The following is a 23,074-nucleotide window of genomic DNA, read 5'->3' on the forward strand; positions in this document are numbered from 1 at the left end:
GATACCCCGCACCGGACCCGTCGCACGGCGAGCCGGCCGGCGTCCCCGCGCCGGGCGGGACGGCGCGGTTCGACCCGCCGCCCGCGCCCCGCCCGACGAGCGCCCCGCCCTACGCGGCCCGCCGGTCCGCCCCGGAGCCGAGGCCGGCCGCCGAGGCGGCTGCCGGGCCGGAGCCGACCGAGTCGGCCCCGGCGGTGCTGCCGCAACGCGTCCCCGCCGAGCCGGACGTGCCGGTGGTGCCGGAGCCGCCGGCCGTGGAACCGTCCGCCGAGACCCCGGAGCTGGCCCGCATCGCCACCCACCTGCGTCGGGACGACGAACCGGCGCCGCTGCGCGAGCGGCCGGAGGGCTTCGACGTCAACGCGATCCTGGACGCCGTGCGCGAGGTGGCCGGCGTCCGGGACGCCGCGCTCCGCCGCACCCCGGCCGGTGCGCACAGCCTCCGGCTGGACCTGGCCGACGGCGCGGATCCGGCCGAGGTGAGCCGGCTGGTGGCCCGACTGCTCCAGGATCGGATGGGTCTGGCCGCAGCCCCGCAGAACCTCCCCGGCGCGCCGCCCGTGCCGCCGCCGCCGGTCCGTCGCCGGTCCGCCACCGCGCGCACGGACCGCCTGGCCGAGGCCGCGGCCGGCCGGGACCGGCCGGTGGAGGTCCCACCGGGCCTCGCCGAGGTCCCGCCGGTCGCGGAGGTCCCGCCGGGCCGCGCTGCCGACCGCCGCGCCGAGGCCGCGTCGGCCGAGTCCCGGTCCGGTCCGCCGCGCGCCGACGACGAGCCGGGCGCTCTGGCGCGGGGCGGGGTCTCGGCCGAGGCGGACGTGCCGGCGCGGGTCGGCGTGGTGCGGCCGGCGTCGAACCGGCCGGCCGAGAACCGCTCCGGCGAGGGCCGGTTCGGCGGCGTGGAGTCGCGTGCCGGCCGGCTGGTCGACGTGCCGGGGGAGGACGCCGACGAGCCGCCGCGCCGCCGCCGGCAGGCCACCCACCGGGGCCGGGCCACCGTCGACGAGACGTCACTGGCCGCCGCGCCCACCGGCATGTCCACCGGCAGTCCGGTCACGCTCGGCACCTCGTACTCCGGTGGGCAGATGACCACGACGGAGACCGCGCCGTCGCGACCGCTGGATCCGGGCGGCGTGCCCGGGCCCCGGGTGGTGATCGACCACGTCCTGGTGAGCACGTTGGGGCTGGACGCCACCACCGAGGTCCGCCTGCTCGCCGGGGACCGGATGGCCGAGGGGCACGCGACCGGGCCGGCCGTCGACGGGTACGTGCTGCGGCTCTGCGCGGTGGCCGCGGCCGCCGCGGTGGACGAACTGCTCGGCCCGGCCCTGCCGGCGGGCGAGCGGGGCCGGTGCTTCGTCGAGCACGCCGCCGTGGTGCCGTTCGGCAACTGCGAGGTGGCGACCGTGGTGGTGCTGCTGGTCTGCGACGGATGGGTGGAGCAGTTGGCCGGTTCCGCCCTGGTCGCGGGCGATCCGCGGCAGGCTGTGGTGCGCGCCACGCTGGCCGCGGTGAACCGGCGTCTGGAGGCGCTGCTCGCCTAGGGGACTGTGCGGACGGGGCCGGCGCGGGGAAGACTGGACGCCATGAAGCGTGCCGCGCTCGGGCCCGAGCATCTCCTCCCCGCGCATCATCTCCCGCCGCCCTGGCCGGGCCGGCACGTGCGGCTCGACGGCACGCTCGTGCACGTCCGGGACACGCCGGCCACCGGGCCCGACGCCGAGCCGGCGCTGTACGTGCACGGGCTCGGCGGCTCCGCGCAGAACTGGACCGACCTGGCCGGCCTGTTGGCGCCCCGGCTCGACGGCCAGGCGATCGACCTGCCCGGCTTCGGGCGCAGCGAGCCCGGCCGGCGGTACACGATCCCGGCGTTCGCGGACCGGGTGGTCCGCTGGATCGAGCACAGTGACCGGGGCCCGGTGCACCTGTTCGGCAACTCGCTGGGCGGGGCGGTCGCGGTCCGGGTGGCGGCGCTGCGGCCGGATCTGGTCCGCACGCTCACGCTGATCTCCCCGGCCCTGCCGTTCCTGGACTTCCGGCGCTCGTTGCAGGGGCGGATGCTGCCGGTGCTGGTGATCCCCCGGGGCGAGCGGCTGGCCGCCTGGCGGTTGGCCCAGCTCGCTCCGGAGGCGATGGCGCAGCAGGTGATGGAGTCGTGCGTGGCGGACCTGACCCGGATCAGCGAGCAGCGCCGGCAGGAGGCGATCGAGGAGATCCGGATCCGGTACGAGGCGGCGCACTACGCCGCCGCGTACGTCCGGACGTTCCGGGGCCTGGTCGGCAGTTTCCTGCGGTCGTACCTGCCGGGGGAGGGCGCGCTCTGGCGGCAGGCCGCGGCGGTGCGGGTCCCGACGCTGGTGGTGGGCGGGCGGCAGGACCGGCTGGTCGACGTGCGGGTCGCTCCGCAGACCGCCCGGGTGATCCCGGACAGCCGGCTGCTGATGCTGGACGGCGTCGGGCACGTGGCCCAGTTGGAGGTGCCCCGGACGGTGGCCCGGGCGGTGCTGGCACTGCTCGACGAGGCGACGTCGGCCGGGTCGCCGGAAGCCGCCACGCCGGGGCCGGACGGTCGGAAGGCGCAGGTCACGGCGCTGGTGAGCGGAACGGGGGAGAGCGGCGGCGTCCGCGACATGGCAGGCTGAGCGGGATGCCCAGCTCCCGCCGTCCGCGTTTGCCGCGGTCCCCGTCCGCTGCCCGTCGTTGGCGCTCCGTCGTCGTGGTCTGCGCGTTCCTGGCCACCGCCGGGGCCGGCGTGGGCGTGGCGCTGCACCTGCCGCCGGCCGGCGCGCGGGAGGTGGTCGCCGACGGGTTCGCGGCCCAGCCGCCCGCACCGAGCGCCCCGTCGCCGCCGCCGTCGCCCGCGCCAACGCTGCCCGCGCCGCCTCGCTCGCCGGTCCCCGTGCTGAGTCTGCCCGGTCCGGTGCCCGCGCGGGGCACGGGCGGTTTCGGGTACGACGACCGGGCCGGCGGCGTGCTGGGCCGGGGCGGTGAGCTGCGTCGCTTCCGGGTGGCGGTGGAGCGGGGCGTCGGTGAGGACGTCCGGGCGTTCGGGGACGCGGTGCAGCGGGCCCTGGCCGGGCCGGGGAGCTGGGTGGACAGCGGCCGGCTGCGGTTGCAGCGGGTCACGCCGGGCAGCCGGTACGACTTCACGATCTATCTGGCGAGTCGGGACACCGCCGGCCGGCTGTGTGGGGCGGGCGGGATCGACATCCGCAAGGGCGGCGTGCCGTACACGTCCTGCCGGGTGCCGGGCAAGGTCGTGCTCAACCTGGACCGGTGGCGGATGTCCGCGCCGCACCTGGTGGCCGCCGGGATGCCGCTGGACTCGTACCGGCTCTACGTGGTCAACCACGAGGTGGGGCACCAGCTCGGGCACCACCACGAGGCGTGTCCGGGGGCCGGGCGGGCCGCGCCGGTGATGCAGCAGCAGACGCTCTTCCTCGACGGTTGCCGGCCGAACCCGTGGCCGTACCTGGGCGGGAAGCGGTACACCGGGCCGGCATTGTGACCGAGTTGTGAGCAATTCTCAGGACTTGCGCCGCAAAAGCAGCTAAATGCCCGAATTGCGTGGCACGCTGTCCGCATGACGTCGTACTCGCCCGAACGCCCCGGGCTGCGCCGGATGCGCCGCCGACGCCGACGCGCGGTGCTGCTGCTGACGATGCTGCTCGCGGCCGTCGGTGGCGCGGCGGGCATTACCCGGCTGAGCGAGCCGCCGCGTCCCGTGCGGGTCCCGCTCGCCGCCGAGCCGACGCTGATGCCGGACGCCGACACCGACACCGCCGCGTCGGCGTCGCCGACCGGCTACCCCACCGCCGGCCCCGGCACCTTCGCGGTGGCCGACGGGCGGTCACCGGTACGCGGTCAAGCCGGCCCGCTGCGTCGCTACCGGATCGAGGTCGAGCACGGTACGGGGCAGGACGCCGACGCGTTCGCCGCGACCGTGGACGCGGTGCTCGGCGACCCGCGTAGCTGGATCGCCTCCGGGGAGCTGCGGGTGCAGCGGGTGCCCGAGGCCGCCGCCGCCGACTTCACCGTCTACCTGGCCACGCCGGCCACCTCCGAGCGGATGTGCGCCGAGGGCGGTCTGCACACCGAGCGCTACACGTCCTGCCGGCTGCCCGGCCGGGTGGTGCTCAACCTGGCGCGCTGGATGACCGCGGTGCCCGACTACGGCGCCCCGCTCGACGTCTACCGGACGTACGTCATCAACCACGAGGTCGGGCACGAGTTCGGTGAGCTGCACCAGGCGTGCCCGCGCCCCGGCGCCCCGGCCCCGGTGATGCAGCAGCAGACGTACGGGCTGGACGGCTGCCTGCCGAACGCGTGGCCGTACGTCGATGGGGCGCGGTACTCCGGCGAGCCCACCGACGGCGTCTGAGATATTCCCGGTCCCGCAGTTCGGGCCGGGTGTCCCTCGTCATGGCCGATCCGCACTCCGGCGAGCGACAATGGCGCTTTCCCACAGCCGATTCCGGGGAGTCCACCGTGTCGTTGCCCCCGCTCGTCGAGCCCGCCGCCGAGCTGACCGTTGACGAGATCCGTCGCTACTCGCGCCACCTGATCATCCCGGACGTCGGGGTCGAGGGGCAGAAGCGGCTGAAGAACGCCCGGGTGCTCTGCGTGGGCGCCGGCGGTCTCGGCTCGCCGGCCCTGCTGTACCTCGCCGCCGCCGGCGTCGGCACGCTCGGCATCATCGACTTCGACACCGTCGACGAGTCGAACCTCCAGCGGCAGATCATCCACGGCGTCTCCGACGTCGGCCGATCCAAGGCCGAGTCCGCCGCCGCCTCGATCCGCGAGATCAACCCGCTGGTCAACGTGGAGATCCACGACACCGCGCTGGACCGGGAGAACGTCCGGGACATCTTCTCCCGGTACGACCTGATCGTCGACGGCACCGACAACTTCGCCACCCGCTACATGGTCAACGACGCGGCCGTGCTGCTCGGCAAGCCGTACGTCTGGGGTTCGATCTACCGCTTCGACGGCCAGGCGTCGGTGTTCTGGGCCGAGCACGGCCCCTGCTACCGCTGCCTCTACCCGGAGCCCCCGCCGCCCGGCATGGTCCCCTCCTGCGCCGAGGGCGGCGTGCTCGGCGTGCTCTGCGCGTCCATCGGGTCGATCCAGGTCAACGAGGCGATCAAGCTGCTCGCCGGCATCGGCGAGCCGCTCGTCGGCCGGCTGATGGTCTACGACGCCCTGGAGATGAGCTACCGCAAGATCAAGGTGCGCAAGGACCCGAACTGCGCGCTCTGCGGCGAGAACCCCACGGTCACCGACCTGCTGGAGGACTACGAGGACTTCTGCGGCGCGGTCTCCGAGGAGGCGCAGGAGGCGGTGGTCGACTCCACCATCACCGCGCGGGAACTGAAGGAGTGGCAGGACGCCGGCAAGGACATCTTCCTGGTCGACGTGCGCGAGCCCGCCGAGTACGAGATCGTCCGCATCCCCGGCTCCACGCTGATCCCGAAGGGGGAGATCCTCTCCGGCGAGGCGCTGGCGAAGTTCCCGCAGGACCGGCAGATCGTGCTGCACTGCAAGTCCGGCGTCCGGTCCGCCGAGGCGCTGGCCGCGCTCAAGGCGGCCGGGTTCAAGGACTCCGTCCACGTGCAGGGTGGCGTGCTCTCCTGGGTCAAGCAGGTCGACCCGTCGCTGCCCGCGTACTGACGTCGATGTGGTGAGGGCCTTTCCGGTGCGCCGGGAGGGCCCTCGGCGTCTGCCGCTTTCTGGCCGAGCTACCGAGGCGTGACCGCGTCCGCGCAGGTAGCGTCACGACCGTGGTCGATCTGGAAGCGGCGATCGGGTTCGTCGTGGCACACGGGGACGCGGTGGACCGCGCCCGCCTGTCCCGGCTGCGTTCCGGCACGCCGGTGCCGCCGGCGGTGCTCGACGCGGCGGAGTCCGGTCAGGCTCCCGGCGGTGGCTGGCCCGCCGTGCTCGGCGGCGACGTCGCCTCCGTCGACGCGACCTGCTTCCGCCTCGCCGAGCTGGACGACCTCGGCGCGCTGGGCCGCCCCGCCGCCCGGCACGCGCTGGACTGGCTGGCCGCCGGCCAGCTCGCTGACGGTGGCTGGGACGAGCACCGGTCGCTGGCCGGGTTCGCGCCGGAGTGGGCCACCCCCGGCGACCCGGAGGCGCGGTTCTACCTGACCGCCGGCGCCGGGTTCTGGCTCACCGTGGCCGGGCTGGACGCCCGTGCCGCCGGCCCGCTCGACCACCGCGTCGGCGGGGCGTACGCCGGGGTGGTGCAGGCGGCGGCCCACACGCTCGCCGCGCAGCTCGCCCCGGACGGGAGCTGGCCGTCGTTCCTGCCCGCCGGCTGGCTCGCCGCGGCGGTGCTGCACCGCCAGCGGATGTACCACGAGTCGGCCCGGATCCAGGCGGTGCTCGCCGACCGGATCCCGGAGATGTCCCCGGCCGACGTGGCGTGGCTCGCCGCCACGCTGCGCCGGGTGGAGGTGGGCGAGGAGCAGTGGCTGCTGGTCTCGGCGCGGCGTCGGCTGGCCGGGACGCAACGCAGCGACGGCGGCTGGGACAGCGACGACGGTCACCAGTTCGACGTGCACACCACGCTGCGCGCGATCCGGGCCTGCCGGCCGACCGAGCCCGAGGTCGCGGCGTCCGGGGCTCCGTTCGTGGCGCCGCGCGCCGCCGCGCTGCCCGAGCCGCCGTCCCGCCGCCGCGCGCCCGAGCCGCCGCCCGCACCGCCCGCACCGGCCGCACCGCCCGCTCCGGCCGCGTCGCTCGCGCAGCCCGCGCCGGCCGTTCCCGACCCGGCCGCGCCCCCGGCCCTGCTCCCGGCCCCGGCCGCACCCCCGAACCGGCTTCCGGCCGCCTCCCCGGCTCCGGTGGTGGTCCCGGCTCCGGTGGTGGTCCCGGCTCCGGCCGTGGTCCCGGTCGGGACGCCGGGTCCGGCTCCGGCCCCGAATCCGCTCCGGGTGGCGTAGCCCGCCGCCGCGAGGGGCGCGAGCCGGGGCCGGGTGCGGCTCAGCGCAGGTGGCCGTCGCCGGTGACCACGTACTTCGTGCTGGTCAGCTCCGGCAGGCCCATCGGGCCGCGGGCGTGCAGCTTCTGGGTGGAGATGCCGATCTCGGCGCCGAACCCGAACTCGCCGCCGTCGGTGAACCGGGTGGACGCGTTCACCATCACGGCGGCGGCGTCCACCCGGGCCACGAACTCCCGCGCCGCCCGCTGCGAGTCGGTGACGATCGCCTCGGTGTGGCCGGTGCCGTAGCGCCGGATGTGCGCGACCGCCGCGTCGAGCGAGTCGACCACGGCGACCGAGATGTCGGCGGACAGATATTCGGTGGCGAAGTCCTCCTCGGTCGCCGCGACCACCGCGTCGGAGTGGGCGGCCACCTCCGGGCTGCCGTGCACTGTCACCCCGGCCTCGGCGAACGCGGCCAGCACGGCCGGCAGGAACGCGTCCGCGACGGCCCGGTGGACCAGCAGCGACTCGGCGGTGTTACAGGTGGACAGCCGCTGCGTCTTGGCGTTCAGCGTGATCGCCACCGCCTTGTCGAGGTCGGCGGCGGCGTCCACGTACACGTGGCAGTTGCCCACCCCGGTCTCGATCACCGGCACTGTCGACTCCTCGACCACGGCGCGGATCAGCGACGCGCCGCCGCGGGGGATCAGCACGTCGACCAGGCCCCGGGCGCGCATCAGCTCCTTGACCGAGTCGCGCGTGCTGGCGTCGAGCAGTTGCACCGCGTCCGCCGGCAGGCCGGCGCCCGCGACCGCGTCGCGCAGCACCGTGACCAGGGCGGCGTTGGAGTACGCCGCCGACGAGGAGCCGCGCAGCAGCGCCGCGTTGCCCGACTTCAGGCAGATGCCGGCCGCGTCGACCGTCACGTTCGGCCGGCCCTCGTAGACGATGCCGACCACCCCGAACGGCACCCGCACCTGGCGCAGCTCCAGACCGTTCGGCAGCGTGGACCCGCGGACCACCTCGCCGACCGGGTCGGGCAGCGCGGCCATCTCGCGCAACGCGTCCGCGATGGCGGCGACCCGGCCCTCGTCGAGCGCGAGCCGGTCCAGCACGGCCGCGGTCAGTCCGGCGTCGCGCCCGGCCGCCAGGTCCGTCGCGTTCGCGGTCAGGATCTCTGGCGTACGCGCCACCAGCGCGTCGGCCATCGCGTGCAGCGCGGCGTCCTTGGTCGTACGGGTGGCCGCCGCCAGGGCCTCCGCCGCGTCCCGGGCCCGGCGGGCCTGCTCGACGACGCTCATGGTGCGCTCTCCTTCACAGAGGTGTTAGGCGGGGGCCCTTCTTATGCAGAATGCGTTAAGAAGGGCCCCCTCCTTACAACAGGACGAGGTCGTCTCGGTGGACGACCTCGCGTTCGTAGGCCGGGCCCAGGGCCGCGGCGAGTTCCGCGGTGGAGCGGCCGAGCAGGCCGGGCAGCTCCACCGCGTCGTAGTTGACCAGGCCACGGGCCACCGGCGCGCCGGCGGTGTCGACCAGGTCCACCGGGTCCCCGGCGGTGAACGCGCCGTCGACGGCGGTGATGCCGGCCGGCAGCAGCGACTTGCGCCGACCCACCACGGCCTGCACCGCGCCCGGGTCGAGGTGCAGCCGGCCGCGCGGCGCGGTGGCGTGCGCCAGCCAGAACAGCCGGGCGGCCGGGCGTCGGCTGCTGGCGTGGAAGAACGTGCCGGCCGGCTCGCCGGCCAGCGCCGGGCCGGCCAGCGGCGCGGCGGTGAGCACCACCGGGATGCCGAAGCCGGTGGCGATGCGCGCCGCCTCCACCTTGGTGACCATGCCGCCGGTGCCCACCCCGGCCCGGCCGGCCCCGCCGACGTCGATGCCGGCCAGGTCGCCCTCGCCGTGCACCTCGGTGACCCGGGTGCTGCCCGGACGGGTCGGGTCGCCCGTCCAGAGCGCGTCCACGTCGGAGAGCAGCACCAGCAGGTCGGCGTCGACGAGCGCGGCGACGAGCGCGGCGAGCCGGTCGTTGTCGCCGAACCGGATCTCGTCGGTGGCCACCGTGTCGTTCTCGTTGACGATCGGCACGGCCCGCAGGTCGAGCAGCTTGCGCAGCGTGCGGTACGCGTTGCGGTAGTGCGCCCGCCGGGTCACGTCGTCGACCGTGAGCAGCACCTGCCCGACGGGGTGACCGTGCCGGGCGAACGCGCTCGCGTACCGGCCGATGAGCAGCCCTTGGCCGACGCTGGCGGCGGCCTGCTGGGTGGCCAGGCCGCGCGGGCGTCGGGGCAGCCGGAGCGGGGCGAGGCCGGCGGCGATCGCACCGGAGGAGACCAGCACCACCTCGCGTCCCGCGCCGATCAGGGCGGCGAGCGTGTCGACGAGCGCGTCGACCCGGGCGTCGTCGAGGCCGCCCGTCGCGGTGGTCAACGAGGACGATCCGATCTTGACCACGATCCGGCGGGCCGAGGCGACTGCTTCACGCACCCGACCATTCTGCGGGTCGCGGTCCGCGCGATCGTGGCGCGTTCCCATATCGTGGCAGCTCGTGACACCTGACGAGTACGTCGAGGCGGTGCTGACGCTGGTCGAGCGCATCCCGCCCGGGCGGGCGATGTCGTACGGGGCGGTGGCCGACGCGCTGGCCGAGCGGTCGGGGCGGGCGTCGGCGCGGCTGGTCGGCTCGATCATGGCGCGGCACGGGGGCGGGGTGCCGTGGCACCGGGTGGTGAACGCGGCCGGCCGGCTGCCGCCGGGGCACGAGCTTCAGGCGCGGGCCCGGCTGCGCGCCGAGGGCTGCCCGCTGCGCGGGGATCGGGTCGACCTGGCGGTGGCCGCCTGGTCGCCGGAGGAGGGGATGTGACCGCGACCATAACGTGAGTAGCATTCGGCTCCATGACAGCTTCGGGCCTGCCCCGCCGGGTGCACCTCGGGTACGCGTCGGGCTCGCTCGTCACCGGCGCGTTCGGGACCGTGCCCGGGCTGCTCCTGCTGCCGTACCTGACCGACACGCTGGGCGTCGCGGCCGGGCTCGCCGCGCTGCTGGTGCTCCTGCCGAAGGCGTGGGACGTGCTGGTCAACCCGGTCGCCGGCCGCGTCTCGGACCGGACCCGCTCGCGCTGGGGCGCCCGCCGGCCCTACCTGCTCGGCGGCGGGCTGGCGCTGGCCGTGCTGTTCGCCGCGATCTTCGCCGCCCCGTTCGGGCGCGGCCCGGCCGCCGCCGGATACGTGGCGCTGGCGTTCCTCGCCACCGCGACCGCGTTCGCGTTCTTCCAGGTGCCCTACGTGGCCATGCCGGCCGAGCTGACCGCCGACCCGGCGGAGCGTACCCGGCTGATGACCTGGCGGATCGCGGTGCTGGCGCTGGCCATCCTGGTCTCCGGCGCGGTGGCCCCGGCGGTGGTGGCCGCCGGCGGCGACGGCGTGCCCGGTCACCGCTGGATGGGCCTGTTCGTCGCCGCGCTGATCGTGGTGGGTGCGGTCGGCGCGTTCCTCGGCACCCGCTCCGCGCCGGCCGGGACGGTCGGGGAGAGCGAGCCGAGCCTGCGCGCCCAGCTCGCGGTCGCCGGCCGCAACCGGCCGTTCCGGGTGCTGCTGGTCTGTTTCGTGCTCCAGTCCGCCGGGGTGGCGACCGTGCTGGCCGGCGTGAAGTACTTCGCCGACCAGGTGCTGCGCGCGCCGGACAGCGGGCCCACCCTGCTCTTCGCCTGCTTCGTCGCGCCCGCGCTGCTGGTCATGCCGCTCTGGCGCCGCGCCGGCGACCGGCTCGGCAAGCGCACCTCGCTGGTCGCCGCGTCGCTGCTCTTCGCGGCCGGCGCGCTGGCCCTGGTCGCCGCGCCCGCGCTGCCGGCCGCCGGGGTGTACGCGGTGGTCGCGCTGATCGGCGTCGGCTACGCCGGCCAGCAGGTGTTCGCGCTGGCCATGCTGCCGGACTGCATCGCGTACGACACGGAGCGCACCGGCCGTCGGCAGGCCGGCGTGTTCACCGGCCTGTGGACCGCCGGGGAGACGTTCGGCCTGGCGCTCGGGCCCGGCATCTACGGCCTGGTGCTCCAGCTCTCCGGGTACGTCTCCTCGTCGACCGGCGCCGCCGCCGTCCAGCCGGACTCCGCCCGGCTCGGGGTGCTGCTCGGGTTCACCGTGCTGCCGGCCCTGCTGGTGGCCGCCCCGGTGGCGCTGCTGCGCGGCTACACGCTCACCCCGGCCGACCTGACCACCGCGTCCGGCGGCACCGCGTCCGGGTCCGGCGGCACCGCTGCCGCGCCGGTGGCCCGGGCGTGAGGCACCGCACCCGTCCGCCGCTCGACGCGGACCGTCACGAGAGGAACACCCGATGAGCGACACGGCGGGGACGGGCGCGCTGCCCACGCGAGGAGTGCCGGCGGCGCGGGTGCTCGACGAGATCCGGGCGCTGCGGTCGGCCGACCGCCCGACGCACGGCGGCCGGCTGTTCGCCTACGTCTACGACCCGGGCGTGGCCGGCCTGGACGAGCTGGCCCAGGCCGCGTACGCGGCGAGCGCACACGTCAACGGCCTCGACCCGACCGCCTTCCCGTCGCTGCTGGCGATGGAGAACGCGCTTGTCGCCGCCGCCGCCCGGCTGCTCGGCGGCGGCCCCGGCACCGCCGCGCCGGACGTGGTGGGCAGCGTCACCGGCGGCGGCACCGAGTCGCTCCTGCTCGCCGTCAAGGCCGCCCGGGACGCCCGCCCCGAGCTGACCGCACCGCGGCTCGTGGTGCCGGCCAGCGCGCACGCCGCGTTCGCCAAGGCCGCCCACTACCTGCGGGTCGAGCTGGACACGGTGCCGGTCGACCCGGTGACGTTGCGTCCGGCGGTGGCCGACGTGGCCGCCGCGATCCGGCCGGAGACCGTGCTGGTGGTCGCGTCCGCCCCGTCGTACGCGCACGGCGTGGTCGACCCGGTGGCCGGGATCGCCGAGGTGGCGGCCGGGGCCGGGGTGCGCTGCCACGTGGACGCCTGCTTCGGCGGTTGGGCGCTGCCCTGGCTGCGTCGGCTCGGCGCGCCGGTGCCGGCGTTCGACTTCGCCGTGCCCGGCGTCACCTCGATCTCGGTCGACCTGCACAAGTACGCGTACGCGCCGAAGGGCGTGTCGGTGCTGCTGCACCGCGATCGGGCGCTGCGCGCCCCGCAGTTCTTCGCGTACGCGGACTGGCCCGGCTACACGATGGTCAACCCGGTGATCGCTTCCACCCGGTCCGGCGGGCCGATCGCCGCCGCGTACGCCACGCTGCGGCACCTCGGTGAGGACGGCTACCTGCGGCTGGCCGCGTCCACCCGGGACGCGGTCGCCGGGCTGGCCGACGCGGTGCGGGCGTCGGACGGGCTGCGGCTGATGGCCGAGCCGGAGTCCACAGTGGTGTGCTTCACCGCCGACGACCCGAAGCTGGACCTGTTCGTGCTGGTCGACGAGTTGACCGCGCGTGGCTGGCACACCCAGCCCCAGCTCCGGTACGCCGACCTGCCGGCCAGTGTGCATCTCACGGTGACCGCCGCGGTGGCGTCCCGGGTGGCCGAGTTCGCACCGGCGCTGGCCGACGCGGTCGCCGCGGCGCGGGCCACCGGCCCGGTCGTGCTGCCACCGGAGCTGCGGGCGCTGGCCGCCGGCCTCGCCCCGGAGGAGCTCACGCCGGAGCTGGTGGCCGGGCTGGCCGAGGGGCTCGGCCTGGCCGGCGGCGTCCCGGACCGGATGGCGGTGGTCAACACGCTGCTCGACGCCGCCCCGGCGGCGGTCCGGGAACGCCTGCTGGCGGAGTTCGTCGGGCTGCTCCAGCGACCGGCCTGGTGAGCCCGGCCAGCCGCCGGAGCAGCCCGGCCGGCGCGTGGGCGCCGGCCGGGCGAAGGGGTGTCAGCCCGCGTCGGCCACCGTCACGGTGAACGAGGCGGTGTTGTCCGCCGGGGTGGCGTCCGGCACCGTGATGGCGTCCCACTGGGTGTTGAGCTGGAGCGTGGCGGCACCGAGGTCACCCGGCGCGGTGCCCGGCTCGGCGTAGAGCAGCACGTCGAAGCTCCGCTGCTCACCGGCCATGAAACGCCCGCCCGGCACCACGAAGCTGGTGAAGGAGGCCGGTGCGTCCTGCGGGTCGGTGCCCCAGATCTCCACGCCCGCCGGCAGCCCGGCCGCCTGGCCCCAGAGATAGTCGTGCCCGGCGTCGCCGGCCCACCCGACGGTCACCGGCAGTCGGCCCCGGTAGCTGCCGTCCTCCTGGCGGGTCAGCGTCGCCGCCCCGGCCGTGATGATCGAGGCGCGGGCCTGGGTGTCCTGCACGTAGGGCACCGGGTCGCGCAGCGACCCGGTGGTGGAGCGGAACCGCGCCGCGTAGCTGGCCCGGTCGGCGACCTCGTTCCGGCCGTCGCCGACGTTCACCGAGATCTTGCCGCCCTTCGCGATCATCGCGACGTCGCGGTTCGCCGTGAGCACCTCGAACGTGACGGTGAACTGCCGGCTCTCGCCCGGCTCGATGTCGCCGCCGGGCACGCCGCAGGTGGCGGTCCGCCGGTTGTCCTGGAGCGCCCCGAAGCCGCACGCCTCCTCCGGGTTCACGCCGCGGAACGAACCGGCCACCGGCTCCCGCAGGAAGACGCTGAAGTAGGTGGCGACCGGGCCGTTGTTGGTCACCGTGACCGGCAGGCTGCCGTGGTAGCCGCGCGCGCCCGGTTCGAGCACCAGCCGACCCACCGAGATGTCGGCTGCCGGGTCGGCGGTGGGCGCGGCGGCGGCCGGAGCGGTGAGCGCCAGCAACGCGGCGGCCGAGCCGAGCAGGACGCCGGCGAGCCGGCCTCCGATACGTGTCCTCATCTGGAAGGTCCTCCCAAGGTCCCCGTCACCGCGCGGCGGTCCGCGCGGCGTCACCGGTAGCACGCGACGGGCACCGATCCGGTTGCGATCTTTTCTGCAGGGAATCCGACAGCGGTTCAGCGGTACGTGTAGCGGTCCTCGTCGTTCTCGTGGTTCGGGTCCATCAGCGGGTCGGCGTCGGTGCCGACCGGGGTCACCTCGGCGATGCCGGTGCCGCTGGCGCTGTTCGTGTTGCGCAGGCCGAACCGGAAGGTCCGTTCCGCGCCGGGTCCGAGCGGGCCGAAACGGCAGATGATCGGTCCCTTCGGCGGTGCCCCGTCCCGGCAGGCCGACCAGGCGTCACCGTCCGCGACGGTGCCCACCTGCATCCGCAGGTGCAGTTGGACCAGGTCGGCCGGGACCGCGCTGAGGTTCCGGACCCGGACCGAGATCGTCCCGGTCCGCGTCCCGTCGGCGTCCGGCGCGCTCCACGTCACGTCGCCGGCGGACACCGTCAGGTCGGCCAGGTGCGGGTTCGGGCCGAACGAGGTGGGCCCGTCCACCTGGTCGAAGCGCTTCCCGGTCCACCGGTAGCCGCGCCACTGACGTTGCGACCAGTCCAGCGACCAGCCGCCGCCGGGCGCGATGTCCGCCATCTCCACCCGGATCGTGCCGTGGTCGGTGACCTGCGTGTCCAGCAACCACTCGGGAGCCGTCTTCGCGGACCGGGCGACCTGGCCGAGGACCACGATCCGGCCGTCGGCGTCCCGGTCGAGCGCCACCACCTGGGACGGGCCGTGCTGGAAGATCTGGCAGCGGAGCAGGGCGACCGTCTCCACCGTGCCGTCGCCGTCCACGTCGCCGTGGACGATCTCCTCCAGCAGCACGTCGCCCTCCTTCCGGTAGGTGGCGGCGATCCGGGTCGGACCCGCCGCGCAGTCCGGGTCGGGCGTCCACGCCGGCAGGTCGACCCGGGCAGCGAGCAGTTGGGACCGGCTGATCCGTCCGTCCGGTGCGGCCCGGCTCGGGCTCGCGGTGCTCGGCGCGGGCGTCGTCGGCGGTGGTGGTGGCGACGACGTGGTCTCGGACGGGCTCGGGGTGACGGTCTGGGCCGGCGTCGGGGGCGGCCCGGTGCGCCGGTGCAACGCCCCACTGGCACCCACCGGGACCGCCACCGCGAGCACCACCGCCGCAGCGGTCACCACCGTGGTCCGCCGGCGACGCCGGCGCACGGTCCGCCGGACCGCCGCCGTCCCGGCCGGGTGCACCACCGGCACGTACGCCGCGCGGAACTCGGCGAACTCGCCGCCGACCAGGATGTCGTCGGGCTCAGTCATGGTGGTTCACCTCGTTCGTGGTGGTGAGTTTCGCCGCCAGCGCGGCCCGCCCCCGGTGCAGCCAGGACTTGACGGTGCCCTCCGGCACGTCCTCCTGGGCCGCGATCTGCGCGACGCTGAGATCGGCCAGGTAGTGCAGAACCACCGCGCGACGCTGGTTGGCGGGCAGGTCGGCCAGCGCCGCGGTCAACGCGACGCGGTCCGGTCCGGGCCCCGGCACGTGCTCCTCACGCTGCCGGTGCAGCCACGCCTGGGCCGTCCGCACCCGCCGCCACCGGCTGGTCGCCAGGTTCCAGGCCACCCGACGTATCCAGGCCACCGGATCGTCGTAGCGGGACACCCGGGACCAGCGCGCGAACGCCCGGCAGAACGCCTCCTGCACCATGTCCTGCGCCTGGGCCAGGTCACCGCAGTAGGCGGTGAGCTGAACGGTCAGCGACCGGAAATGCGCATGGTAGAGACCGTCGAAGTCGACCGGCCCCGATCCGGCCGGGCGCCTCGTGGTCTCCCCGGGCGGCGGCTCGTCGAGCCGCGGCTCCCTCGTCACTGTCATCCGGTCCTCCCCGTGAGCATGCCGCCGGCGCGGTCACACCGGTCACACGTCCGGACGCCGGTACGGGTTGCGGCCGTTGCCGTACCGGCGGGTGGCCGACTGTCCGGTCGGGGACAGCGGCGGTGGCCGGCGGCCGGTCCGGGCCCCGGGCGCTGTGGTTGACTGTCGGTTCGGGGACGTGGAGGGAGAGTCAGGTGCAGGTGCCGGCCGTGCTCGGTGAGCCGATCCGGTTCGTGCTGAACTGGGGCCGTCGCTACTCGCTCTGGGTGTTCAACTTCGGCCTGGCCTGCTGCGCCATCGAGTTCATCGCGACCAGTATGGGCCGGCACGACTTCATGCGGCTCGGCGTGATCCCGTTCGCCCACGGCCCTCGGCAGGCCGACCTCATGGTGGTCAGTGGCACGGTCACCGACAAGATGGCCCCGGCGGTCAAGCGGCTCTACGACCAGATGCCCGAGCCGAAGTACGTGATCTCGTTCGGCGCCTGCTCCAACTGCGGCGGCCCGTACTGGGACTCCTACTCGGTGACCAAGGGCGTCGACCAGCTCATCCCGGTCGACGTCTACGTGCCCGGCTGCCCGCCCCGCCCGGAGGCGCTGCTGCACGGCATCCTCCGCCTTCAGGAGAAGATCGCCGCCGAGCAGTCCGGCCTCGGTGGCGTGCCCCGCCCGGACCGGCTCGCCTCCCCGGCGGACGTGGTCCCGCGTCCGGTCGAGGCGCTGACCGCGCCCCCGGTGCGTCCCCCGATCGGCTGACCCGCTCCGGTGGCGCGGCGGGGCTAGCCTGCGGACCATGACCGACTCTGCGGAGAAGCGTTCCGCCTACATCGTCGACGTGCTGACCGAGGAGTTCGGTGCGTCCATGGCGATCGACCCGGCGGCGTTCCGCCGGAAGTTCCGCAAGATGGCCGCCTCGCCGTTCGCGTTCTACCGCGGCAGCGCCTCGCTGTTCTACGCCGACCAGCGCGGCGACTTCGCCAGCGACCGGTTCCTCGACGACCGGACCAGCCGGGTGTGGATCCACGGCGACCTGCACGCCGAGAACTTCGGCACCTACATGAACGCCTCCGGCCGGCTCGTGTTCAACGTCAACGACTTCGACGAGGCGTACGTCGGGCCGTTCACCTGGGACCTGAAGCGGCTGGCCGCCAGCGTGGCCCTGCTCGGCTACGCCAAGGCGCTCTCCGACCGGGTGATCGGCGAGCTGGTGACCGGCTTCGCCCGGTCGTACCTGACCGAGCTGCGGGCGATCGCCACCGGTGGGGACGACGCGATCGGCTCGATCACGTTGGAGAACGCCGACGGCGTGCTGCGTCGGGTGCTCCAGCAGGCCCGACTGAGCACCCGGGTGGACCTGCTCGCCGCGCAGACCACCGTCGACAACTACGAGCGGCGGTTCTCGCTCGGCGACGGCGTGCACGAGATCGACGCCGCCACCCGGGAACGGGTCTGCGCCGCGTTCGGCGACTACCTGCACACGCTGCCGGAGTCGAGCGCCCGACTGCGCCCGGTGGCGACCACCATCAAGGACGTGGTGCTGCGCAAGGGCGTCGGCATCGGCTCGGCCGGGCTGCCGTCGTACAACCTGTTGCTGGAGGGGCACACCGAGGCGCTGGAGAACGACGTCGTCATCTACATGAAGCAGGCCCAGGTGCCGGCCGTGGCGCGGCACATCGACGACGAGCGGGTCCGGTCGTACTTCCGGCACCAGGGGCACCGCACCGCCGAGTCGCAGCGGGCGTTGCAGGCGCACGCCGACCCGTGGCTGGGCTTCACCGAGCTGGACGGCGTCGGCCAGCTCGTCGCCGAGGTCTCCCCGTACGCGGCGGACCTCGACTGGGCCGACGTCAACGAGCCCGAGGACCTGGCCGGGGTGCTCACCGACCTGGGCCGGGCGGTGGCCCGGATGCACTCGGTGGCCGACGACGAGTCCAGCCACGACCTGGTCGACTACTCCACCGAGGAGTCGATCGTCGCGGCCGTGGACGCCGACGCCGACGGCTTCGTCGACTACCTGGTCGACTTCGCCCACCGGTACGGCATCCGGGCCCGCGAGGACCACCAGCTCTTCGTGGACCTGTTCCGCAACGGCCGGCTGCCCGGCATCTGAGCCGGCGCCCGGCTCACTGCGCGAAGTCCAGCACCACCTTGATGTCGTCGCCGGTCGACGCGTACGCCTCCCGGTACGCGGAGACCGGCACCCGGCGGGTGATCAGCGCGTTCAGCCAGGACCGGTCGGCGCGGGCGAGCGCCTCGGCGGCCAGTTCCCAGTGCCGGCGACCCGCGTTGACCGACCCGAACACCACGTTGTTCTCCAGCACCAGCTCCCGGTTGAGCGCGCCGGCGTCGAAGTCGATGGTCCGGCCGCCGCTGGACACCCCGGTCAGGCAGACGATGCCGTTCGGCGCGGCCTTGCACATCGCGTCCAGCACCACCGGCGGCGCGCCGGTGCACTCGACCACCACGTCCGGTGCGAGGTCCAGCTCGGCCACCGTCGACGTGTGGTACGTCGCGCCGAGCGCGCGGACCAGGTCCGGCTTCGGGCCGGTGGTGTTGCGGTCCAGCACGTGCACGGCCAGCTCACGCTGGCTGGCCAGCAGCGCGGCCAGCAGACCGATCGGCCCGGCGCCGGTGATCAGCGCGGTCTTCGGCTTCCACTCGGCCCGGCGGCCGATCCGCTCGATGTGGTCCCACGCCTTCGCCACCACGCTCGTCGGCTCCAGCAGCATGCCCACCGACTCCAGCGCCGGGTCCAGCCCGACGGCGAACTTGGGCGGCAGCCGCCAGCGTTCCCGGGCGAAGCCGGGCAACCCCTTGATGCCGTGCTCGGTGTACCGCCCGTTGCGGCACATGTCCCACTCGTCCACCGCGCAGTTCGCGCAGGGCACCGGGTCGGGGCGGCGGACCACGCCGGCCACCAGGTCACCGGGGTGCAACGTGCCGGTCGGGTCCTCCAGCACCCGGCCCAGCGACTCGTGCCCGAGCACCAGGCGCTCCTGACCGGGCGGCGCCTCGCCGTACTCCCCGGCGATGATCTCCTGGTCGGTGCCGCAGACGCCCACGGCCAGCGCCTCGACCAGGATCGCGCCCTCCTCGGGCGCCGGCTCGGGCCAGTCCTCGGTGAGTCGCAGCGAGTCCGGGACACCGGGGGTCACAGTGACAGCGCGCACGGCCCTCATCTTTCCCCGTCGGCCGCCGACCCGCTCGGCAATGCGACGAACCGGGCCCGGACGGCCCGACCCGGCCGGGAGCTGCCGGCCATAGGATCAGCGCATGACTCCGGAAGAGGTCGGCCGCCGCGTGGTCGCGTTGCTCGCGCCCGTCGAGGCCGCCGCGTCGGTCTCCGGCGGTCAGGGGTACGCCCGCGCCACCGTCGACGTACCGCCGGCGAGCTGGGCGGACGCGGTGCGCGCGGCACGCGACGACGCCGAGCTGGGCTGCGACTTCCTCGACTGGCTGTCGGCGGTGGACGAGCTGGCTGACGGCTTCGACGTGGTGGCGCACCTCTGGTCGGTGCGGCACCGGCACGGGCTGCTGCTGCGCACCCGGGTCCCCCGGGACACCCCGGTCGTGGCCTCGGTGGTCGACATCTTCCCGGGCGCGGCCTGGCACGAGCGGGAGACCCACGAGATGTTCGGCATCGACTTCGCCGGGCACGGCGAACTGCGGCCACTGCTGCTGCCGCCGGAGTTCGAGGGGCACCCGCTGCGCAAGGAGTTCGTGCTGGCCTCCCGGGTGGCGAAGCCGTGGCCGGGCGCGAAGGAGCCGGGCGAGTCGGAGGCGGGCGGCGGTCGCCGGCCGGTCCGGCCGCCGGGGGTGCCGGCGCCGGGGGAGTGGGGGACGACGCCGACGCCGGCCGGCGCGGCCGGTGTCGGCGAGGGCCCCCGCGGCGGCACGCCGGCCCGCCCGGCCCGCGAGCGCCCCGCGCGCCCGGCCCCGGGTGAACGCCCGGCCCGGCGGGAACCCGCCCCGCCGCCGGCGGAACCCGGCCCGCTCGGGCGCCCGCTGCCGGGGGAGCGACCGACCGGCCCCGCACGGCAGGAACCGGCGGACGACCGGCCCGACGGCCCGGCCCGGCCCGACGCGGGCTCCGGCGTCGAGGCGGGGGAGGACTGATGCCGGACTGGTTGGAGCTGGTCCTGCGGGTGGCCGGCGTGCTGGTCGCGTTCCTCACCCTGCCGTTGATCGTCGGCCAGGCCGAACACAAGGTGATGGCGCACATGCAGGGCCGGCTCGGCCCGATGTACGCGGGCGGCTTCCACGGCTGGGCGCAGCTCGTCGCGGACGGCATCAAGTTCGTGCAGAAGGAGGACGTGACCCCGCGCGAGGCGGACCGGCCGGTGTTCCGGCTGGCGCCGGCGGTGGCACTGGTGCCGTACCTGCTGGTACTGCTGGTCATCCCGCTCGGCCCCGCGGGCCTGGTCGCCCAGCCGCTGGACATCGGCCTGTTCTTCGTGCTCGCCGTGGTGGGCATCGGAGTGCTGGCGGTGCTCATGTCGGCCTGGGCGTCGGCCAACAAGTACAGCCTGCTCGGCGGGCTGCGCGGCGCGGCCCAGTTGCTCGGCTACGAGCTGCCGCTGGTGTTGGCCGCCGCCTCGGTGGCGATGGCGGCCGGCACGCTGAGCCTGAGCGGCATCGTCGAGGCGTGGCGTCCCTGGTGGTTGCTCTGGCAGGCGCCGGCGATGGTGATCTTCTTCGTGGCCGGGCTGGCCGAGATCCGCCGCCCGCCGTTCGACATGCCGATCGCCGACTCGGAGCTGGTCTTCGGCTACATGACCGAGTACACCGGCCTGCGTTTCGCGTTCTTCCTGCTCGCCGAGTACGTCGGCATCGTGGTGATCGCGGCGCTGACCACGGTGCTGTTCCTCGGCGGCTGGCAGGGCCCGTTCGCCGACGCGCAGCTCGGCTGGCTGTGGACGCTGCTCAAGGTGTTCGCCGTGGCGTTCGTGATCATCTGGCTGCGGGTGAGCTACCCCCGGCTCCGCGAGGACCAGCTCCAACGCCTCTGCTGGCTGGTCCTGGTCCCCCTCGCGCTGGCCCAGCTCGTCCTCACCGTAGCCGTCCGCCTGGCGCTGTAGCCCCGCGCCCGCGCCCGCCGCGTCCCGCGCCCCGGGCGGGCCGCGCGCACTTTTACGGAAAGAGTGGCTAACGGGGCCCGAATAGCCACTCTTTCCGTGAAAGTGCAAGATCGCGGGGCGGGGCGGGCGAGGTGGTCAGCGGAGGGGGGTGTGGGCGGGGTCCACGCGCTCGGCCGGGGGCGGAGGCGGGGGTGGGGTGCCGTCGCCGAAGGGGCGGCCGCCCAGGTCCTCGCGGCCGTGCGGGGTCAGCCAGTTCGACAGGTCGGGGCCGAGCGGCACGATGCCGGTCGGGTTGATGTCCCGGTGGACCTCGTAGTAGTGCCGCTTGATGTGGTCGAAGTCGATCGTGTCGCCGAAGCCAGGCGTCTGGAACAGGTCCCGGGCGTACGCCCACAGCACCGGCATCTCGGCGAGCTTCTGCCGGTTGCACTTGAAGTGCCCGTGGTAGACCGGGTCGAACCGGACCAGCGTGGTGAACAGCCGCACGTCCGCCTCGGTGATCGTGTCGCCGACCAGGTAACGCTGGCCGGTCAGCCGCTCGCTCAGCCAGTCCAGCCGGTCGAAGAGCCGGTGGTACGCCTTGTCGTACGCCTCCTGGCTGCCGGCGAAGCCGCACCGGTAGACACCGTTGTTGACGTCGGCGAAGACGACCTTGTTGACCTCGTCGATCTCGGCGCGCAGCGGCTCCGGGTACAGCTCGGGCGCGCCCGGCCGGTGGTACGCGGTCCACTCGGTGGACAGGTCCAGGCTCATCTGCGCGTAGTCGTTTGTCACCACCTGGCCGGTGGCCACGTCGACCAGCGCCGGCACGGTGATGCCCCGCTCGTAGCCGGGGAAGCGGGCGAAGTAGGCGTCGGCGAGCCGCTCGATGCCGAGCACCGGGTCCTTGCCGCCGGGGTCGAGGTCGAACGTCCAGCTCCGCTTGTCGTGCGTGGGGCCGGCCACGGCCTGCGAGATGGCGTCCTCCAGCCCGAGCAGCCGGCGCACGATGATCAGCCGGTTCGCCCACGGGCAGGCCCGGCTGACCGCCAGCCGGTAGCGGCCCGGTTCCGCCGGCCAGCCGTCCCGCCCGTCGGCGGTGATCCGGGTGGCGATGTACCGCTGGTCACGGGTGAACTCGCCGCCCGGTTCCACGTACTTGCCGCCGGTCCGGTCGAGGATCTCGTCGTCGCTGCCGCCCACGCCCACCTCCCAGGTTGTCGTCACCTCCCATCATGGTCGCTCGCACCGGTCCCGGCAGTTCGAGCGGCGGAGACGGCCGCCACGACCGTGCGAGCGGCGGAGACGGCTGCCACGACCGTGCGAGCGGCGGAGACCGTCGCGCCGGCCCGTCCCGGCGGGCCGGGTGCCGCCGGGCCGGCATAGGCTGCCGGCCGTGACCGATCTGGAGGCGGCGGCCCGACGCTTCATCGCCGACGTGTGGAACGCCGGCCGCGAGGAGAGCGCGTACGAGCTGGTGGCCCCGGAGTGCCCCGGGCTGGGCGGCGCCGGGCCGGCGGCGGTGCTGGCCGGGCACCGGGACCGGCGGGCGTCCTTCCCGGACCTGCGCTACAAGATCGTCGAGCTGGTGGCCGGCGACGGGCGGGTCGCGGTGCACTGGCGGGCGGCCGGCACCCAGGCCGGGCAGTTCGGCCCGGTGCCGCCGACCGGGCGGGTGGTCAGCTACTCCGGGGCGTCGTTCCTGCGTTTCGACGACGCCGGGCGGATCGTGGACGTGTGGAGCGTCAACGAGTTGTTCCAGGTGCTCCAGCAGCTCGGCGTGGAGATGTTGCCGCCGCTCACACCCGGCGGGGCGTGATCCGGCTGATCGGCAGGTTCACCGGGAACGGCTCGCCGGTGTCGACGAACTTGGTCCACCGACCGGTCTCCGTGTAGACCTCGTGCACCGGATCGATCTTGTAGGTGTGGACGACGAGGCCCTCGTCCTCGATCTCGATCCGCCAGTAGAACGGGATGCCGGCCTGCGCGTAGAGCGCCGGCTTGAGCACCCGGTCGATGGACCGCGTGCTGGGCGAGACGATCTCCACGGCGAGCACCACCTCGTGCGGCTCGTACCGGGACGGCTCGCGGGCGGCGGCTGCCGCGGTGGTGACCAGCACGTCCGGGATGAAGGAGCGGGTGCGGTTGATCCGCACGCCGACCGCCTGGGTCACGTCGTACCCGTCGGGGCAGTCCTCGTCTAGGGCCACCATGAGCAGGGCAGCGATGCTCTGGTGCATCCGGGTGGGGGAGGGGGACATGAGCAGCACTCCATCGAGCAGTTCACGGCGGCGACCGTCATCCGGCAGCGCGTCCAGATCGTCGGTCGTCCACTCGCGCTCCTGCGGGTGGTCGCTCTCCAGCGCGGCGGTCATCGGTAGGCCCTTCCCGGTGTGTCGTTCTCCCC

Annotated in this window: 21 protein-coding genes and 1 pseudogene; 14 read left to right on the plus strand and 8 right to left on the minus strand. The window is 74.8% G+C overall.

The window, feature by feature from the left end; genetic code table 11:
* From C8054_RS14745 to C8054_RS14770, 6 genes and pseudogenes are all read left to right on the plus strand, one after another.
* Positions 1-1,541 (plus strand): annotated as a pseudogene (locus C8054_RS14745) (hypothetical protein); the annotation flags it as partial.
* A gap of 42 nt (positions 1,542-1,583) precedes the next feature.
* On the plus strand, positions 1,584-2,639 hold the full coding sequence (locus C8054_RS14750) for an alpha/beta fold hydrolase (RefSeq protein ID WP_107157386.1): 1,056 nt from the start codon (positions 1,584-1,586) through the stop codon (positions 2,637-2,639).
* A gap of 5 nt (positions 2,640-2,644) precedes the next feature.
* Positions 2,645-3,505, plus strand: coding sequence for a DUF3152 domain-containing protein (locus C8054_RS14755; protein WP_107157387.1), 861 nt, complete (start codon positions 2,645-2,647; stop codon positions 3,503-3,505).
* Positions 3,506-3,580: 75 nt separating this feature from the next.
* Positions 3,581-4,378, plus strand: a complete 798-nt coding sequence (locus C8054_RS14760; RefSeq protein ID WP_107157388.1) for a DUF3152 domain-containing protein — start codon at positions 3,581-3,583, stop codon at positions 4,376-4,378.
* 41 nt (positions 4,379-4,419) lie between these two features.
* On the plus strand, positions 4,420-5,667 hold the full coding sequence (gene moeZ, locus C8054_RS14765; protein WP_199199759.1) for an adenylyltransferase/sulfurtransferase MoeZ: 1,248 nt from the start codon (positions 4,420-4,422) through the stop codon (positions 5,665-5,667).
* A 110-nt stretch (positions 5,668-5,777) separates the two neighbouring features.
* The gene (locus C8054_RS14770) at positions 5,778-6,947 is read left to right on the plus strand and encodes a hypothetical protein (RefSeq protein ID WP_233219649.1); all 1,170 of its coding nucleotides are present in this window, start codon (positions 5,778-5,780) and stop codon (positions 6,945-6,947) included.
* Between the two features lie 40 nt (positions 6,948-6,987).
* Here C8054_RS14770 and C8054_RS14780 read toward each other — a convergent pair whose 3' ends face one another.
* Together C8054_RS14780 and proB are read right to left on the minus strand one after the other, a co-directional pair.
* Entirely contained in the window at positions 6,988-8,229 is a 1,242-nt protein-coding gene (locus C8054_RS14780; protein ID WP_107157390.1) for a glutamate-5-semialdehyde dehydrogenase, read from the minus strand.
* Positions 8,230-8,302: 73 nt separating this feature from the next.
* The gene (gene proB / locus C8054_RS14785; RefSeq protein ID WP_199199761.1) at positions 8,303-9,412 is read right to left on the minus strand and encodes a glutamate 5-kinase; all 1,110 of its coding nucleotides are present in this window, start codon (positions 9,410-9,412) and stop codon (positions 8,303-8,305) included.
* A 61-nt stretch (positions 9,413-9,473) separates the two neighbouring features.
* Here proB and C8054_RS14790 point away from each other — a divergent pair, with 61 nt between their 5' ends.
* From C8054_RS14790 to C8054_RS14800, 3 genes are read left to right on the plus strand one after another with little or no spacing between them, the layout of a single operon-like run.
* Positions 9,474-9,788 (plus strand): MGMT family protein, encoded by a 315-nt coding sequence (locus C8054_RS14790; protein WP_107157392.1) that lies wholly within the window; start codon positions 9,474-9,476, stop codon positions 9,786-9,788.
* Between the two features lie 32 nt (positions 9,789-9,820).
* Positions 9,821-11,206 (plus strand): MFS transporter, encoded by a 1,386-nt coding sequence (locus C8054_RS14795; protein WP_107157393.1) that lies wholly within the window; start codon positions 9,821-9,823, stop codon positions 11,204-11,206.
* A gap of 52 nt (positions 11,207-11,258) precedes the next feature.
* On the plus strand, positions 11,259-12,731 hold the full coding sequence (locus C8054_RS14800) for an aminotransferase class V-fold PLP-dependent enzyme (RefSeq protein ID WP_107157394.1): 1,473 nt from the start codon (positions 11,259-11,261) through the stop codon (positions 12,729-12,731).
* A 60-nt stretch (positions 12,732-12,791) separates the two neighbouring features.
* On the opposite strand, the gene C8054_RS14805 is transcribed toward C8054_RS14800, so the two are convergent.
* The 3 genes from C8054_RS14805 to C8054_RS14820 all read right to left on the minus strand — a co-directional run bounded on the left by C8054_RS14805 (position 12,792) and on the right by C8054_RS14820 (position 15,611).
* On the minus strand, positions 12,792-13,742 hold the full coding sequence (locus tag C8054_RS14805; RefSeq protein WP_107157395.1) for a hypothetical protein: 951 nt from the start codon (positions 13,740-13,742) through the stop codon (positions 12,792-12,794).
* A 116-nt stretch (positions 13,743-13,858) separates the two neighbouring features.
* Complete coding sequence (locus C8054_RS32035) at positions 13,859-15,058, minus strand: hypothetical protein (RefSeq protein WP_158273852.1); 1,200 nt, start codon at positions 15,056-15,058, stop codon at positions 13,859-13,861.
* Complete coding sequence (locus C8054_RS14820; protein WP_107157398.1) at positions 15,051-15,611, minus strand: SigE family RNA polymerase sigma factor; 561 nt, start codon at positions 15,609-15,611, stop codon at positions 15,051-15,053. Before C8054_RS14820 ends, C8054_RS32035 begins: the two co-directional genes overlap by 8 nt.
* Before the next feature lie 194 nt (positions 15,612-15,805).
* Between C8054_RS14820 and C8054_RS14825 the strand changes: the two genes are divergently transcribed.
* Positions 15,806-16,366 carry an NADH-quinone oxidoreductase subunit B gene (locus C8054_RS14825; RefSeq protein ID WP_107157399.1) on the plus strand — a complete coding sequence of 187 codons (561 nt, stop codon included), beginning with the start codon at positions 15,806-15,808 and terminating at the stop codon, positions 16,364-16,366.
* Between the two features lie 37 nt (positions 16,367-16,403).
* Positions 16,404-17,720 (plus strand): DUF2252 domain-containing protein, encoded by a 1,317-nt coding sequence (locus C8054_RS14830; RefSeq protein WP_107157400.1) that lies wholly within the window; start codon positions 16,404-16,406, stop codon positions 17,718-17,720.
* A gap of 13 nt (positions 17,721-17,733) precedes the next feature.
* Here the strand turns inward: C8054_RS14830 and C8054_RS14835 are convergent, their stop codons facing one another.
* Entirely contained in the window at positions 17,734-18,780 is a 1,047-nt protein-coding gene (locus C8054_RS14835) for a glucose 1-dehydrogenase (RefSeq protein ID WP_199199763.1), read from the minus strand.
* Positions 18,781-18,883: 103 nt separating this feature from the next.
* On the opposite strand from C8054_RS14835, the gene C8054_RS14840 reads away from it, so the two are divergent.
* Together C8054_RS14840 and nuoH are read left to right on the plus strand one after the other, a co-directional pair.
* Positions 18,884-19,726, plus strand: coding sequence for an NADH-quinone oxidoreductase subunit C (locus tag C8054_RS14840; protein ID WP_233219650.1), 843 nt, complete (start codon positions 18,884-18,886; stop codon positions 19,724-19,726).
* Positions 19,726-20,688, plus strand: coding sequence for an NADH-quinone oxidoreductase subunit NuoH (nuoH, locus tag C8054_RS14845; RefSeq protein WP_107157402.1), 963 nt, complete (start codon positions 19,726-19,728; stop codon positions 20,686-20,688). Before C8054_RS14840 ends, nuoH begins: the two co-directional genes overlap by 1 nt.
* A 135-nt stretch (positions 20,689-20,823) precedes the next feature.
* Here the strand turns inward: nuoH and C8054_RS14850 are convergent, their stop codons facing one another.
* The gene (locus C8054_RS14850; RefSeq protein ID WP_107157403.1) at positions 20,824-21,876 is read right to left on the minus strand and encodes a glutathione S-transferase family protein; all 1,053 of its coding nucleotides are present in this window, start codon (positions 21,874-21,876) and stop codon (positions 20,824-20,826) included.
* A 187-nt stretch (positions 21,877-22,063) separates the two neighbouring features.
* On the opposite strand from C8054_RS14850, the gene C8054_RS14855 reads away from it, so the two are divergent.
* Positions 22,064-22,486 carry an ester cyclase gene (locus C8054_RS14855; RefSeq protein WP_107157404.1) on the plus strand — a complete coding sequence of 141 codons (423 nt, stop codon included), beginning with the start codon at positions 22,064-22,066 and terminating at the stop codon, positions 22,484-22,486.
* On the opposite strand, the gene C8054_RS14860 is transcribed toward C8054_RS14855, so the two are convergent.
* Positions 22,467-23,042, minus strand: a complete 576-nt coding sequence (locus C8054_RS14860) for a Uma2 family endonuclease (RefSeq protein ID WP_107157405.1) — start codon at positions 23,040-23,042, stop codon at positions 22,467-22,469. The genes C8054_RS14855 and C8054_RS14860 overlap by 20 nt on opposite strands.
* Positions 23,043-23,074 lie beyond the last annotated feature (32 nt).

Origin of the sequence: Micromonospora sp. RP3T, from assembly GCF_003027925.1 — a bacterium.
GTDB lineage: Bacteria > Actinomycetota > Actinomycetes > Mycobacteriales > Micromonosporaceae > Micromonospora.

What these genes read in the sequence shown, in the direction of transcription:
- C8054_RS32035 (WP_158273852.1), bottom strand. Translation starts at nt 15,058, where the DNA reads ATGACTGAGCCCGACGACATCCTGGTCGGCGGCGAGTTCGCCGAGTTC.
- C8054_RS14795 (WP_107157393.1), top strand. Translation starts at nt 9,821, where the DNA reads ATGACAGCTTCGGGCCTGCCCCGCCGGGTGCACCTCGGGTACGCGTCG.
- C8054_RS14780 (WP_107157390.1), bottom strand. Translation starts at nt 8,229, where the DNA reads ATGAGCGTCGTCGAGCAGGCCCGCCGGGCCCGGGACGCGGCGGAGGCC.
- moeZ (WP_199199759.1), top strand. Translation starts at nt 4,420, where the DNA reads ATGGCCGATCCGCACTCCGGCGAGCGACAATGGCGCTTTCCCACAGCC.
- C8054_RS14800 (WP_107157394.1), top strand. Translation starts at nt 11,259, where the DNA reads ATGAGCGACACGGCGGGGACGGGCGCGCTGCCCACGCGAGGAGTGCCG.
- C8054_RS14755 (WP_107157387.1), top strand. Translation starts at nt 2,645, where the DNA reads ATGCCCAGCTCCCGCCGTCCGCGTTTGCCGCGGTCCCCGTCCGCTGCC.
- C8054_RS14820 (WP_107157398.1), bottom strand. Translation starts at nt 15,611, where the DNA reads ATGACAGTGACGAGGGAGCCGCGGCTCGACGAGCCGCCGCCCGGGGAG.
- C8054_RS14760 (WP_107157388.1), top strand. Translation starts at nt 3,581, where the DNA reads ATGACGTCGTACTCGCCCGAACGCCCCGGGCTGCGCCGGATGCGCCGC.
- C8054_RS14750 (WP_107157386.1), top strand. Translation starts at nt 1,584, where the DNA reads ATGAAGCGTGCCGCGCTCGGGCCCGAGCATCTCCTCCCCGCGCATCAT.
- nuoH (WP_107157402.1), top strand. Translation starts at nt 19,726, where the DNA reads ATGCCGGACTGGTTGGAGCTGGTCCTGCGGGTGGCCGGCGTGCTGGTC.
- C8054_RS14840 (WP_233219650.1), top strand. Translation starts at nt 18,884, where the DNA reads ATGACTCCGGAAGAGGTCGGCCGCCGCGTGGTCGCGTTGCTCGCGCCC.
- C8054_RS14860 (WP_107157405.1), bottom strand. Translation starts at nt 23,042, where the DNA reads ATGACCGCCGCGCTGGAGAGCGACCACCCGCAGGAGCGCGAGTGGACG.
- C8054_RS14830 (WP_107157400.1), top strand. Translation starts at nt 16,404, where the DNA reads ATGACCGACTCTGCGGAGAAGCGTTCCGCCTACATCGTCGACGTGCTG.
- C8054_RS14805 (WP_107157395.1), bottom strand. Translation starts at nt 13,742, where the DNA reads ATGAGGACACGTATCGGAGGCCGGCTCGCCGGCGTCCTGCTCGGCTCG.